Source organism: Acinetobacter sp. MYb10 (genome assembly GCF_002980175.2).
GTDB classification, from domain to species: Bacteria; Pseudomonadota; Gammaproteobacteria; order Pseudomonadales; family Moraxellaceae; genus Acinetobacter; species Acinetobacter guillouiae.
Window position 1 is genome coordinate 1,522,017 of sequence record NZ_CP058272.1, and the last position, 13,854, is coordinate 1,535,870.

Here is a 13,854-nt window from a genome sequence, read left to right on the forward strand (position 1 = left end):
AATAGTTATTGTGCTGCAAACATTCCTTTTACATCAGCCACAATATTGTCGATATTTTCAGAATAGGCTTTACCATGATCCCAAGTTGGTTCGGTAATGTAATGCACCTGCGTCGCCAGTGCTTTCGCCGTACCATATAAGGTATCTGTTGCTGCTTTCGGTACAGTGGTATCAGCGCCACCTTGATAGATGATGATAGGTGTTTTAACTTGAACTTGTAGAGGTTGCGAATCTTTCTCTAAGAAAGTTTTAACGGCTGGTAACGACATAAAGGTATCTGTTTTTCTTGGATAATTTTTCAATGATCCATTGATTGCAACATACTGTCCCATTGCTCCCCCGAACTTATCGCCTAGTTGAGAAGAACAAACAGATTCTGCTTGTTTAGCAATCGCATCAGTCGGCACTTTAAAGACTTGGCTATAGTCTAAAGTTGGGTTTGCATTACGTAAGCCTGCCGCGATCAGAGCGGTAAACGTATCTAAAGATGCATAAACTGGAATCTGTTGAACAGGCGTTGCATTTGCCACACTAGATTCTCCAGCATTTAGAATCAAATTCAGTTGTGACGCAGGTGCAACAGCAACTGTACCTTTATAGTCTAAATTTGCACGATCAGCATATTGTGCAGCACCTAAAGCAGCTTGACCACCTTGCGAGTGTCCAACAGTCACCCATTGTTTCGATGCTTTGTTACCTAACCAATTACGGGTTGCAACCACAGCATCTGTAATCGAGTAACCTTCACTTTTTACATTTAAGAATGGATGGAGTTCAGTTCCACTCGGCTCGCCTAAACCTTCATAGTCTGGTGCAACAACCACATAGCCTTCCGCAAGGAATTTAGAAATCATTTTTTTAATATCAGCATTGGTCTCATTACGGCTTGGCGCACATACATCAGCGACACCGGTTGTACCATGCGCCCAAACCACGATAGGCCAACCTGAAGCTGGTGGTGCAGTTTTAGGCGTAAATACCAATGAGGTTGCTTGTACTTCAGTTCCCTTCACCCCTTTCATCTTATAAGTCATCACCACACTATCAGCCGCCACAGCAGAAAAATCTGTCTTGGTATATGCTATAGGTGTACCAACAACAGGGTTTGCGATAGTGTTTAGATCCGTATTTGAAGGTGATTCATAAGAATTTCCCCCACTACCACCGTTATTACACGCGGATAAAACTAAACCTGAACTTAGAATTAAAATTGATAATGCATTTTTTTTCATGTGACTTATTCCTTAAAGCACAATTTTTTTAAAGTTATATATACGGCTGAGCGCGTATAATTCTTTCATCAATACTTCAAAAAAAAATGTTAGGCAAGTTTTTTTAATCATTATTTAAATTTTCACTTTATTTTTGTCTTATAGCAAATACTTACAATGATGAACGATCTCTATATTAAAAATATTAAATAATACTAATCAAAGGGATAATCAATGACTCAGTCAAAAAAGTTTCTCAATTCATCTTTTTTCTAAACTTAAAATATAAGAGTTAACGCAATAAAAAATACCCTTATTACTGATAATAAGGGCATTTTTACATTGCTACAATTAAGTATTGAACACTCACAAAATTAATCAGCAAGTAGGGCTTTTATATCTTTTAACAAGTTTCCATTTTGAACATGGGTCGCCTGTATATTGACGTGCCTCCAAGTCGGATCAGTTCGGTACTCAATTTTGGTGTTTAAAGCACGTGCCTTCTCCACTAAAGCATCCGTTGCCTGTGGGTATACGATAGTATCCGCTCCCCCTTGATAAATAATAATTGGCGTTTTTACTTGCGTTTGTAGTGGTTGTGAATCCTTATCTAAAAATTGCCTTACAATCGGATTATCTTTATATTCCGCTTTTTTACGCCGTGAAAAGTTGACTAGACGACCAAACAGCCCTTCAGTCCTATTTGTCCGGTCAGTAAAAGCCGCAATTACCCCTGCAAGACAACGTTCTTCTGCTCGTGCAGCAGGGGTATGATAAGGGTCGTTGAATATGTTGGTATAAACAGGCTCGTTTGGATAAAGACTTTTCATCCCCGCACCCATAAAAGAGGTTAAGGCATCTAGCGCCGGATAGCCCATCATTTGCTCAGCTCTAGTTTTATTCGCCAAATCCGTTTCTGTTATGTTTTCAAGCATTTCTAAATTATTTGCTGGCGCCAAAGCAACAGCACCCTTATAGTCCATATTGGCACGCGCCGCATATTCTGCTGCGCCCAATGCGGCATGCCCCCCTTGTGAGACGCCAGCAACAGCCCATTTGTTGGATACTTTATTGCCTAACCAGCTTTTAGTTGCCACCACAGCATCGGTAATTGAATAGGCTGCACTTTTTAAATGCAAAAATGGATGCATTTCCTGACCACCTGGCTCTCCCAAACCGTCATAATCGGGTGCGACTACAACATAGCCTTCTTTAACAAAGCTATCGATCATATCATGAGTAGATCGATCTACGCCTAGAATGGTAGTGGTGATTAATTTCATTCGACTCGGTGCACATTGGTCAATAACACCTGTTGTACCATGTCCCCAAGCTACGATTGGCCAGCCGCCAGCTGGCGGTGCAGTTTTAGGCGTAAATACCAATGCTGTTGCCTGAGTTTCTGTTCCTTTGATGCCTTTCATTTTATAAGTCATCACTACACTGTCTGCAGCATTTGGTGGATTTTCTGCTGCGCTCTGATATGCGCTTGGTGTGCCCACCACTGGGTCTTGAATATTGTTGACATCTACATTTGGCTTATCTTCAGGTGGTTTTTCATCGCCTGGCTTTTCGTCACCTGGCTTTTCGTCACCTGGCTTTTCATCTCCTGGTTTTTCGTCACCTGGTTTTTCGTCAGGTGGAATTACATCACCGGGCTTTTCTACAATGGGTTTTTCATCATTTGAACCTGTGGATGAATTATTACTGTTTCCATTGCCACCACAGGCACTTAGCAATAGACCAGATCCAACCAACATTATTGAGATTAAATTTAATTTCATTTGATTCATCCTTGCATATAATAATTTTTATGACTTCAGTGCTAACAAATTCAATTTGCCAACTCTAATTAACGAAGCTCCAGCCACAGGCATAATGAATGTTTATTTTTTTTGCTTACATCACATTGTGCAATTTTTAAGCTGCGCTTCATTATAATTATGCGAGAAATAATATTTAAGCAAGTGGAATTTAATATTTTAAAATTTTAAATTATTTTTAAAATCAATATATTGATATTAAATTCACTGAAATATTGTTGTATTTATAGAATCTCATATTTATTTATTATTTACCCCAAGTGTTATATATCGCATATATTCTGCAAATACTGTGAATTAGGGAGGTGATACAAATATATGTTTGATTTTTTATTTTAAATAAATTCTTATCAACAACCATCGTATAGTTTAAGTTTCAATCAATTCAAGATGATTAATATTTAAACATTGCAGTCACAATATACTAAAAAACAGTTCAGATAATAGCTAAACGATAGAAATAATCAATAACCAAATCAAAACAACGTTTCTTAAGCCATCTTTTTCTAAACTTAAAATATAGTGTTTAACGCTATAAAAAACACCCTTATCACTGATAATAAGGGCATTTAAAATTGTTATGGTCAACATTGAACAATTAATTGGCAAGCAAGGTTTTTATATCTGTTAACAGCTGGCCATTTGCTACATTAGCAGCGTATATACTAAAGTGATCCCAAGTCGGATCAGTTCTATAATCAATCTTTGTAGTTAAAGCACGTGCTTGTGCCACCAAGGCATCCGTTGCCTGTGGTATTACAACATTGTCGCTGCCCCCTTGATAAATAATAATCGGGGTTTTAATCAGACTTTGTAGCGGTTGTGAATCCTTTTCCAAAAATTGCTTTACGATTGGATCATTTTTAAAGCCTTCCTGTTTACGCGAAGAATAACCTTTAAGACGCCCTTCATTCTTACTCATATATGCACCTACCTCCCCCAAAAATTGAAAACCCAAGGGGACAAGACAAAGCTTTTCTGCTTGCTCAGCAGTTTTATCAATTGGTGACTTAAATATTTTACTGTATAAAGGCTCAGTCGGATAAAGGCTTTTCATCCCCGCCGCCATATAGGACGTTAAGGTATCTAAAACGATATAACCGAATGTTTTAGCGAATGTCCCATCCTCCATGTTCATCAAAGCCATCTCCGACAGTTCCTCAATCAATTTTAGATTATTTGCGGGTGCCAATGCGACTGCTCCTTTATAATCCATATTGGCACGCGCTGCATATTGTGCTGCACCCAATGCTGCATGACCGCCTTGTGAGTGCCCCGCAACAGCCCACTTATTAGATGCTTTATTGCCTAACCAACTTTTGGTTGCCACCACCGCATCTGTAATCGAATAGGCTTCACTCTTTAAATTTAAAAATGGATGCATCTCCTGCTTACTCGGTTCACCTAGACCTTCATAATCTGGTGCAACCACCACATAGCCTTCTTTAACCAAACTATCGACCATGTTATAGATAGACCTATCTTGTGCACCTAAAAACGAAGTCGTAATTAATTCCTTTGTACTCGGCGCACAATCGTCAGCAACACCTACAGCACCATGTGCCCAAGCCACAATCGGCCAACCACCAGCAGGAGGCGTAGTTTTAGGGGTAAATACCAATGCGGTTGCCTGAGTTTCTGTTCCTTTGATGCCTTGCATTTTATAGGTCATCACCACACTCTCAGCTGCATTTTCTGGACGATTTTTTGGGGAATTTGGCATATATGGTTGGGGTGTATTTACCACTGGATTTTGAATTTTGTTTACATCTACATTGACATTTGGGCTTGTGGATGGAGTATCGCTCTTGTCATCACCACCACAGGCAGTCAAAAATAGAAAGGATCCAGCCAATATGACTGAAAGTAAATTTAATTTCATTTGATTCATCCTTGCATATAATATTTTTTAGTATTTTGAATGAATATTTGATAACAAATTGAATTAACTTAAATCGTCCAAAAGAACTAATTTATTAAAAATTTTTAATAGACTCCTTTCATAAATCACTTTTTACTCAGTTCTAAATTATAAATACCTGCAATCAAATTGAACCTTAAGCCAAGTCTTTCCCCTTTATTTCGATAACACTCTACAAAGATTTTGAAAGTTTTTAATGTACCAAATAAATGCTCAATGCCTATTCTTCTTTTATTAATTTCTCGATTATATGTTTTTAGCAAAGGATCTAATTCACAACGTTTTTTAGCTTTGGACGGTAACAGGTTAGTGGTATATATGACAGAAATCCATTGATAACCTTTATCTGCAAGAATAAATGAATTTGTTGGGAATAAATGCAGATGATGCCTGAAAATCTTAAATTTTGCAGAATGAATATTAAACAAAAAGATGAACGTTTTTTGATTTATGAAAGAGGTTTAATAACCAGACCAAAAAACTATGTTCTTAAAAATTGTTTTCTAAAATTTCAACATGCTTCAAATCCATATAAAAAAGCCTCCTATTTTTCATAATAGGGGCTTTTATGTTGATCTATGTTTTAAAAAAAGACTTATAAAAGAAGCCACTAGTAAGGACTAAACACACTCAAAATTTAATTAGCAAGCAAGGTCTTAATATCTTCTAGCAGTTGTCCATTATCAACATTGGCCGTAAATGAACCAGTGTGATCCCAACTTGAATTGGTTCTATAATCAATTTTGGTGGTTAAAGCTCGTGCCTGTGCCACCAAGGCATCAGTCGCCTGTGGTAATACAACAGTGTCTTTACCGCCCTGATAAATAATAATCGGCGTTTTAACGAGTGTTTGTAAGGGCTGTGAATCTGTACCCAAAAATTGTCTTACGATTGGATCATTCTTATAGCCCTCTTTTTTACGCGGATAATCTTTAAGACTCCCGTTCTTAATATTATAAACAGTCATCGGTAGTGCAAAAGCAGCCCCCATTCCTGCAAGACATTCTCTTTCTGCTTTCTCAGCAATTTTATCAGTAGGTGTTTTAAATATAATACTGTATACAGCCTCAGTTGGATTTACCGCCTTTATACCCGCTGCCATATAAGCCGTTAAAGTATCGAGTGCAGCATAACCGCCGATCTGAATTAACCCATCTGCATCCGCTAAAGCCATTTCCGACAGGTTTTCGATCAATTCCAGATTATTTGCCGGTGCCATTGCAACTGCACCCTTATAATCCATATTGGCACGGGCTGCATACTGCGCTGCACCTAATGCTGCATGACCGCCTTGCGAGATTCCAGCAACCGCCCATTTATTGGATGCTTTATTGCCCAACCAACTTTTGGTTGCCACCACAGCATCGGTAATTGAATAAGCTTCACTTTTTAAATTTAAAAACGGATGGATCTCCTTCTCGCTCGGTTCACCCATACCCTCATAATCTGGCGCAACCACCACATAACCTGCCTTAACAAAGTCATCAACCATTTTTTGAGTATGCACATCGGCTATAGGCACAAATAATTTATTTTTACTCGGTGCACACTTGTCAGCAACACCAGTCGTTCCATGTGCCCAAGCCACAATTGGCCAACCTCCAGCAGGCGGTGCAGTCTTAGGGGTAAAGACCAATGCGGTTGCCTGAGTTTCTTGTCCTGTGATGCCTTTCATTTTATAAGTCATCACCACACTCTCATCCGCATTGGGTGGAAGAACATCATTTTTAATATTATAAGGTACTGGTGTATTGACCACTGGATTTTGAATATTATTCACATCTACATCTGAGCTTGTCGATAAATGATCACTATTGTCGTCATCACCACCACATGCAGTTAGAAATAGCGTAGATCCAGTCAATAACACTGAAAGTAATTTTAATTTCATATAATTCTTCCTTTTTATCATTTTTTCTATCAGTTCAGCAGGGTCAACCCATCGTTTGCCAGCGCTGATCCAATAGATCACTCATCTTAGTTTAATGTTTATGTTGTTATTACTTCATAATACCTGGCGATATTTAAGCTAGGCTTTATTACAATTAAGACATAAATATAAATTTAGCAAATGAGATTTAATCTTTAAAACATATTAAATTATCTCATCAATCCAACTTTTTTATTTATCAATCAACTGAATTTAATGTGGTTTTTATACACCAATCAGCATAAATTAATTTCATAACACTCAATTTTTAATATATTTTTCACAGTTTTAACGATGAATAGATTCTTATCAATGATTTATTTTATTATTTAAATTTCAATCAATTTTTAATCATTGGTTTTAAGTATTCTAAAGATAATTCACATTAAAAAACTGATTCTGCCTGTGATTTAAGCAAAAGCCTGTACTTATCTTAATTTTAGATGGGTTTCATTTGTATTTAGCGTCTAAAAAAGCTAGTTTAATAAGGCGCTCTTTCTTATCTATTTGTTGAGGAACAAAGGTATGCAAGCAATCATTCTAGATACTGAAACTCATACACTCAATGGATTGCCCATTGAAATTGCTTATGCACCGATTCAAATTCAAGAAGGGAAATTAAGCTTAGATCGGGAACAAATGTTCGATCAACTTTATAGTATTGGCAATGAAAAAATTTCCTTTGGCTCAATGGCAGTTCACCATATCTTAGAATCTGATCTTGTCGGGCAACCTAATTTTTCCAGCTTTGAACTTCCTCAGCACACCCAATATATCATTGGGCATAATATTGATTATGATATTCGCGCAATCCAACAATGTGGCGTAGATACTGCTCATATCAAAGCCATTTGTACGTTGGCACTTGCTCGTCTTGTTTGGCCTGATGCTGAAGCACACAATATATCAGCACTGATTTATATGATCAGTAAAGGCAGTGAGAAAGCACGTGAAATGTTAAAAGGTGCACATCGTGCGGATGCCGATATTATTTTAACTGCAAATATTCTCATGCATATTGTTTATCAACTCAAAATTCAAACCATTGAAGAATTATATGAAGCCTCAGAAGATGCGCGTATCCCGCGCAGTATTAACTTTGGTAAGCATCGTGGGACAGCGATTGCAGAATTACCCAAAGACTATGTGCAATGGTTGCTTCGTCAAGATGAGCTTGACCCTTATTTACGCAAAGCTTTAGAGAATGCAAACATCGTCACACTTTAAACTGATGATTTGTAACAATAAAGTCATATTAGTGTAATTTTCATTCTTTACTCTAGGGTCAATTTATTGGGGAATAATTTGACTCATGGATCACTATTTTAAAACTGACTTGGGAATTCAGACTTTAAAACATCGCTCAATTCAACTCACTGCTCGCCAAAGACAATTACTGCTTCTTATCGGCACAGATGATTTTAAAATTTTGAATAGTTCACTAAAGCAACGGCTTGCAACACCAGAACTTCTTCAACAGTTAGAAGAGCTTGGTCTAATTTTTCAGAATCAAATGAATGGTGCGCCTCAAGTTAAGTCAAAAATAACATCAGAATCGTCCAAGATTGAACAATCAAATCAGCGCACCCCTTCAAATCTGACAACTGAAATGGGCTTTAAACCGTCACCTAAAGCAGTTGAAAATCCAGCAATTATTAGCGATACACAGCTCAGTCAAAATACAAAATCAGCAGATCCAAACCCCATCCAGCAAAGCGTTAGCACGGTCACACCTAGACACGTAGCGCATGCCGAAACCACGCCTGAACTGAATTATATAAATTTTGATGACATCAAATACAAAATGTCTACCCTGCTACAAACGCATTGCGGCTTGATGACCAAACAATTGGTCATGCAAATACAGCAGGCAAAATCAATTCGAGATATTAAATTTTGTCAAATGCAGTGGATTACCGCACTTCAAGAAAGTCGAATCTCTCCCCAAGAATTAAATCAAACCATGCAACAAATTAATTATTCACTCCAACATCTACAATCATCTTAAAGCAACCCTAAATATTTATTTCAATTCACCCCCTTAGAATGACAAATGAAGTGCTTTAAAGTCATTCTAAGTCTTTTTATTTAAGGGTATTTTTGATTTATTCTCGAATATCAAAACTTTAAAGCCCAATAAGCTACCGCCAATAAATCAAAGTTTTATGTATATTAAAGATGATTTAAAAGCACAATATTATCCCAACTTTGCAATTTTAAATGAGAGAAATACAGATCAATTTTTAAACCCTCTTAAGCTTATTCTCATACATTCATATCTCTTTACAAAATCACATTGTCTGTTTTACACGCATTCTGTAGAATTATAGGCACGCCAATGATTTAAAACAATTAGACAATTATGACTCAATACCTTACAAAATCGACCAACCAAACAGCTTTAGAACTTTCAAATTTTTACCCAACGTTTGAACAATGTTTAAATGCTGTATCCAATATTAAATATCAAAAAGATTTACGTATCAAAAGTGATCCTATTTCATCTCAACATATTTTGGTTGAAAGCTATTCTCGAGGAACACTTCAAGATAAGTTTAAAATTGAAAAAAATGCAATTGAGCATGCAAACAAAAACCGTTTGGCCTTATATCATCTTGTTGCTGTCACACTCGATCATTTTAAAGCTGCTTAATATTCACACAACCTTTTAAACTGATTAAAAATAAAACGTGTTGGGCTTTTCACCCAACACGTTTTTTAATTGATGATAACAATTAGCTGACTTGTTCAATTACACGATAAATACTGTCACTTTCTTTGCTTTCAAAAAGCAACTCAATACTTGGTAAGATTTTCTCACCATCCACTACGATATGATCAATTTTTTGGAACAATGATAAATTATCTGTGTCTTCATGCTCTTGCAGCTTATTTAACCAAGCCATCGCATTCAGCTCATTACTATATTGATCCTTGACCCTTACTGTAATCATTTCAGTCATTTTTCTGTCCTCTTTTTTATATACTGTTTTCTTATAGCATGCGCCAAAATAAAAATTAGCTTAAAGTTGTTAGATTTTATGGCAATGTTAAAAATTAGCTACATTACTATTTTTTTTATTTATAAAATAGAGAGTTACTTTGAATACTTTGTGTAAATACAGCTTCAATCAATTATTTCATGACGTTTCAAAAAATCAGAAAAAGAAAAGCCCGCATTTCTGCGAGCTTTTTATGTTGGAAAGCTAGTGCTTATTTTTTATTTGAACTGGAGTCACAAATTCAATAAGCCGTCATTGATCTGTCCAACTACTTCGTAGCGTCTTATCGACCTACTGTAGTTTTAATATAGTCAGATGCGCTTTGATCTGCAAGATACAGTAACATTATTGAACGATATCACAGCAATTTTGAAATTGAATATTTTTTTAATTGGTAGATAATAGATAAGTTTGATTGACTATAATTTAATATCTATCAACCTGAAAAAATCTAAATAACACTAAACAAAAACTAGCCAGTAAAAATTATTTTATAAAAATAACCTATAAACCTACCACGCTAGATTACCTATTACATTGATTATCATTAAGATTTATATATCATTAAATCTCTTTTCATAAATCAAAAAGCGATCATGTTGAGTGAATTATATTGGTATTGATAGCCCCCCTTTCCCACTATTTATCTAAACACATTTTCTCGATTTCACTTTTATTGCTGTAATTCAAGCGGTTTTTAAAACACCTACAATATTGTCTAGACTGCGTGTACTTTAAATTTTCAGGAATATGTATACCGAAACATTCCGTCTCAATATTTCCTTTTTGTGATAAAGGAAGCTCTGCTTTACTGAGCAAAATACCAAGACCAAATGCAATAAGCATGGCAAAAAAGATTAAACCTTTATAATGGATGATTTGCTTGACCATGAGTGGCTAAATTTATAGAACATGATGAAGCTAATCCTAGCTTAAACTTTCCTGTTTTTTTATTTATTTTTAAAAACAATTGAATAACAAATAAGGGAGTTAACATGCGCTGATCTTTTAAAGCAAAATAAATATACAGGTCTATCAGCTAAAATTTTTCAACAGCTTATGCAACTTTTGAGCGCGACTCATTTTATTCTATATGATTGCTTAAAAACTTTAATTTTCAAACAAATATAGCACATGGAATAATCATGAAAAATAGAAGCAATGATCATTTTCATTTTAACGTATTATTTTTATTCTCTAAAAGTACTAGAAATATCAAATAAATCTTACGGCTCAGTAAAGTATTTATAAATAGAGAAAATTAATCTCTATTTATTTTTTGCTATGGGTAATTTAGTTGAATATTCAGTATCATGCTTATCTAAATATTCACGAATTAATTGACGAACAACTTGAGATGGCTTTAAATCCTGACGATTACATAATTCTTCAAAAGCTTGTTTTTTATTTGGATCAATCAAAATTGTTAATCTTGCTGTTTTATTTTCCATACCATATTTCCTTAAATTTGTTAGCTATAGAATTGTAATAATATTTACAAGATTTTCAATGAAATTTTTTATCTCACAATAATCTTAGCTTAATGCATGACTTTGAGTTTAAATTATTTATTTTGTTTAATACCTAATTTTATCAATAAATCTATTATAAATTATGGTGAATATTTTTTGAATATTTTGATTTTATAATCAAAAATCACCCAACAGGCTATCACAACAGCGCTGATGCAATAGCCAAAACATTGATGCTTATGAGAAATCTAATTCTTTTTCAAAAACTCTGAGTTCGTGTCGTGCCATCGCTAAATTAGATTTTTGGCGATCTAATACTAGATATAAAAATAAGCTACTGTTTTTATCCAGTGGCCTCAATAAGTGATACTGCTTTCCTAATGTAATTAAAATATCATCAATCGTGTCGCGTAATTTTAACGCTTCTGCCGTTTTCATTTTCGCTTTTAAAACCTCCGTATTTCCAGCGGCAGCAAGTTCCAAATCAATTCCTGTTCCATATGAAGCCAATGATAAGCCACTTGTACTATCAACAAGTGCCGCAGCAGTGAATCCGTCAATTTCTGATAAAGGTGTTAAGTCAATTTTAGCCATTTATATATGCCTTTTATTAAGTAAAAATAATATGAGTCGCTTTTAAAACATCCTCATGTTTAAAAAGTATCATAAAATTATAATATAATATTATTTTATGATAATAATTTGTAACTTTTTTTAATTTAAACAAACAGTTAGATCACTATTACTCTATAATTAAAATATTTTATTTAATCTAAAAAACACTTATTACGTTTAAGTTCTGCATAAAAAACATGAATTTAAGCATAAATAAATCACTTATTTTTTTATAAAAAAAATCACATAAAATTAAAACAAAGAATAAAATAATTTAAATACAAATATTTAGACTAAAACTCTAATTTACAGCAAAATTAACAAGAAAATATTTTAAAACTTTATTATTTATTCATATACGATATCTATTAAGGTATTTATTATATTTCTTTTCATTTATATATTTAGCATGACCTGCCATCAACCTTATTTCCATATTAAAAAATAAGATGCTTAAAATATAGACGATGTATGCTATATCATTGTACCCCCTGAGGAACGATCTCTACAATTCCTCTTTCAAACTTGGTTTTTAGACGCCCTCTAGCAGAATATTATTTACAAGATGATTTGATGATTTATTTTAGAATTAACCAAGATCAGAGCATCTTTTTAGTTCTAAACAATGCTTCATCTATAAGGGCAAAGAAATAGAACACCAAACTCTATCAGACTTTAAAAACCTGGTTAACCCATGAATATCAGGTCTTTTTTGTTAAGCCATCAACCAAATTTTATAAAATTCCTGAATATCCGACTCTAAAAACTCATCACAGTCACTGTCGTATACAAATGTTTTTTGTTCTAATAAATATTCAGCTTGATGTTCCATCAAATATTTCTTTAAAAAGTTTTTAAATTCATTGGCACGCTCAGGAAAAATATGCTCTCCATCATAAAAAATCATCATAATTACCTCTATAAAATCACAAAGCCTCGCCTACAGTTTACATAAAAATGCTAATTAACTCAAACTAAACAATATTAAAGTGAAATATATCACGTTATTTTGGTGTTTTATTATCACCAGATTTCATATAGCGTGCTTAACAAGCTATTTATTTTTAAGCTATGAAATTGCCTAAATTATGCTTATTAATTAAAATACTGAATTGATTCATTCAAGGTTATTTTTTATAATTTTAAAATAAATCAATGATATAAAAATTCAACACACAATAACTCAAATATGCAAATCATTCTTATTCTATTCAATTTTTTTAATATCCTATCAGTAGTGATCTTAATTTTAACGATATTAAAAAGTTGAAATAAGTGTATATTAGGTAAAACACAAGCTAGTCGATAGAGCTAACATGAAATTTGAGATAACAACAGAAATTTTGATCAATGCACCCATTGATATCGTTTGGAAAACCCTAACAAATTTTGAAGATTATAAAAATTGGAATCCGTTTATCATTGATGTTTCAGGAGAAATCCATAAAGGTGGCAAAATCAATGTCACCATACAAAATGATGCGACAAGTAAAATGTCTTTTAAAGCAGTTGTACTTGAAAATCAAAAAAATAAACAATTTAGTTGGCGCGGAAAATTATTGGTGAAGGGCGTATTTGATGGGGAACATAAATTTAGATTAGAACAAATAACTCCTGTTCAAACAAGATTGATCCATAGTGAAGCCTTTAGTGGAATTTTAGTAAAACCGTTTCTTAAGAACTTACAGACAAAAACCAAGCCCGGTTTTCAACGAATGAATAATGCGCTTAAAGTAAGATTAGAGAATCAATAGAATTATTCAGCTGGCAAATCGGCTTTAAGTAAAACCAGCATCAATTCCTCTCTATACTTGGAATCAATATAGCTTGGTCTCATCTTGCATAAAGCCCCATAAGATTAATAAAACCATCGCAACAAC

General features: G+C 34.2%; 13 protein-coding genes. 4 read left to right on the top strand and 9 right to left on the bottom strand.

Annotated elements, in window-relative coordinates:
- Positions 1-5: 5 nt before the first annotated feature.
- The 5 genes from CQZ96_RS07055 to CQZ96_RS07075 all read right to left on the bottom strand — a co-directional run bounded on the left by CQZ96_RS07055 (position 6) and on the right by CQZ96_RS07075 (position 6,846).
- Positions 6-1,232, bottom strand: a complete 1,227-nt coding sequence (locus CQZ96_RS07055) for an alpha/beta hydrolase family protein (RefSeq protein WP_004721951.1) — start codon at positions 1,230-1,232, stop codon at positions 6-8.
- Positions 1,233-1,585: 353 nt separating this feature from the next.
- The gene (locus tag CQZ96_RS07060) at positions 1,586-2,995 is read right to left on the bottom strand and encodes an alpha/beta hydrolase family protein (RefSeq protein WP_105714513.1); all 1,410 of its coding nucleotides are present in this window, start codon (positions 2,993-2,995) and stop codon (positions 1,586-1,588) included.
- 637 nt (positions 2,996-3,632) lie between these two features.
- Complete coding sequence (locus CQZ96_RS07065) at positions 3,633-4,916, bottom strand: alpha/beta hydrolase (protein ID WP_105714514.1); 1,284 nt, start codon at positions 4,914-4,916, stop codon at positions 3,633-3,635.
- Positions 4,917-5,041: 125 nt separating this feature from the next.
- The gene (locus tag CQZ96_RS07070; RefSeq protein ID WP_171287953.1) at positions 5,042-5,383 is read right to left on the bottom strand and encodes a transposase family protein; all 342 of its coding nucleotides are present in this window, start codon (positions 5,381-5,383) and stop codon (positions 5,042-5,044) included.
- Positions 5,384-5,592: 209 nt separating this feature from the next.
- On the bottom strand, positions 5,593-6,846 hold the full coding sequence (locus tag CQZ96_RS07075; protein WP_105714516.1) for a lipase family protein: 1,254 nt from the start codon (positions 6,844-6,846) through the stop codon (positions 5,593-5,595).
- 564 nt (positions 6,847-7,410) lie between these two features.
- Here CQZ96_RS07075 and CQZ96_RS07080 point away from each other — a divergent pair.
- The 3 genes from CQZ96_RS07080 to CQZ96_RS07090 all read left to right on the top strand — a co-directional run bounded on the left by CQZ96_RS07080 (position 7,411) and on the right by CQZ96_RS07090 (position 9,538).
- Positions 7,411-8,112: a DUF3820 family protein gene (locus CQZ96_RS07080; protein WP_004721962.1), complete on the top strand. Its 702-nt coding sequence runs from the start codon at positions 7,411-7,413 to the stop codon at positions 8,110-8,112.
- An 85-nt stretch (positions 8,113-8,197) separates the two neighbouring features.
- Positions 8,198-8,893 (top strand): hypothetical protein, encoded by a 696-nt coding sequence (locus tag CQZ96_RS07085; RefSeq protein ID WP_004721963.1) that lies wholly within the window; start codon positions 8,198-8,200, stop codon positions 8,891-8,893.
- A gap of 354 nt (positions 8,894-9,247) precedes the next feature.
- Entirely contained in the window at positions 9,248-9,538 is a 291-nt protein-coding gene (locus tag CQZ96_RS07090) for a hypothetical protein (protein WP_004721964.1), read from the top strand.
- Positions 9,539-9,620: 82 nt separating this feature from the next.
- Here CQZ96_RS07090 and CQZ96_RS07095 read toward each other — a convergent pair whose 3' ends face one another.
- The 4 genes from CQZ96_RS07095 to CQZ96_RS07110 all read right to left on the bottom strand — a co-directional run bounded on the left by CQZ96_RS07095 (position 9,621) and on the right by CQZ96_RS07110 (position 12,884).
- Positions 9,621-9,848, bottom strand: a complete 228-nt coding sequence (locus CQZ96_RS07095; RefSeq protein WP_004721965.1) for a hypothetical protein — start codon at positions 9,846-9,848, stop codon at positions 9,621-9,623.
- Between the two features lie 1,307 nt (positions 9,849-11,155).
- Complete coding sequence (locus tag CQZ96_RS07100) at positions 11,156-11,338, bottom strand: ribbon-helix-helix domain-containing protein (protein ID WP_004721967.1); 183 nt, start codon at positions 11,336-11,338, stop codon at positions 11,156-11,158.
- A gap of 258 nt (positions 11,339-11,596) precedes the next feature.
- Positions 11,597-11,953, bottom strand: a complete 357-nt coding sequence (locus tag CQZ96_RS07105; RefSeq protein ID WP_004721968.1) for a hypothetical protein — start codon at positions 11,951-11,953, stop codon at positions 11,597-11,599.
- Positions 11,954-12,689: 736 nt separating this feature from the next.
- Positions 12,690-12,884, bottom strand: coding sequence for a hypothetical protein (locus CQZ96_RS07110; protein WP_004721972.1), 195 nt, complete (start codon positions 12,882-12,884; stop codon positions 12,690-12,692).
- 406 nt (positions 12,885-13,290) lie between these two features.
- On the opposite strand from CQZ96_RS07110, the gene CQZ96_RS07115 reads away from it, so the two are divergent.
- Positions 13,291-13,728, top strand: coding sequence for an SRPBCC domain-containing protein (locus tag CQZ96_RS07115; protein ID WP_105714518.1), 438 nt, complete (start codon positions 13,291-13,293; stop codon positions 13,726-13,728).
- Positions 13,729-13,854 lie beyond the last annotated feature (126 nt).

What these genes read in the sequence shown, in the direction of transcription:
- CQZ96_RS07065 (WP_105714514.1), bottom strand. Translation starts at nt 4,916, where the DNA reads ATGAAATTAAATTTACTTTCAGTCATATTGGCTGGATCCTTTCTATTT.
- CQZ96_RS07095 (WP_004721965.1), bottom strand. Translation starts at nt 9,848, where the DNA reads ATGACTGAAATGATTACAGTAAGGGTCAAGGATCAATATAGTAATGAG.
- CQZ96_RS07110 (WP_004721972.1), bottom strand. Translation starts at nt 12,884, where the DNA reads ATGATGATTTTTTATGATGGAGAGCATATTTTTCCTGAGCGTGCCAAT.
- CQZ96_RS07100 (WP_004721967.1), bottom strand. Translation starts at nt 11,338, where the DNA reads ATGGAAAATAAAACAGCAAGATTAACAATTTTGATTGATCCAAATAAA.
- CQZ96_RS07075 (WP_105714516.1), bottom strand. Translation starts at nt 6,846, where the DNA reads ATGAAATTAAAATTACTTTCAGTGTTATTGACTGGATCTACGCTATTT.
- CQZ96_RS07080 (WP_004721962.1), top strand. Translation starts at nt 7,411, where the DNA reads ATGCAAGCAATCATTCTAGATACTGAAACTCATACACTCAATGGATTG.
- CQZ96_RS07055 (WP_004721951.1), bottom strand. Translation starts at nt 1,232, where the DNA reads ATGAAAAAAAATGCATTATCAATTTTAATTCTAAGTTCAGGTTTAGTT.
- CQZ96_RS07085 (WP_004721963.1), top strand. Translation starts at nt 8,198, where the DNA reads ATGGATCACTATTTTAAAACTGACTTGGGAATTCAGACTTTAAAACAT.
- CQZ96_RS07060 (WP_105714513.1), bottom strand. Translation starts at nt 2,995, where the DNA reads ATGAAATTAAATTTAATCTCAATAATGTTGGTTGGATCTGGTCTATTG.
- CQZ96_RS07090 (WP_004721964.1), top strand. Translation starts at nt 9,248, where the DNA reads ATGACTCAATACCTTACAAAATCGACCAACCAAACAGCTTTAGAACTT.
- CQZ96_RS07105 (WP_004721968.1), bottom strand. Translation starts at nt 11,953, where the DNA reads ATGGCTAAAATTGACTTAACACCTTTATCAGAAATTGACGGATTCACT.
- CQZ96_RS07115 (WP_105714518.1), top strand. Translation starts at nt 13,291, where the DNA reads ATGAAATTTGAGATAACAACAGAAATTTTGATCAATGCACCCATTGAT.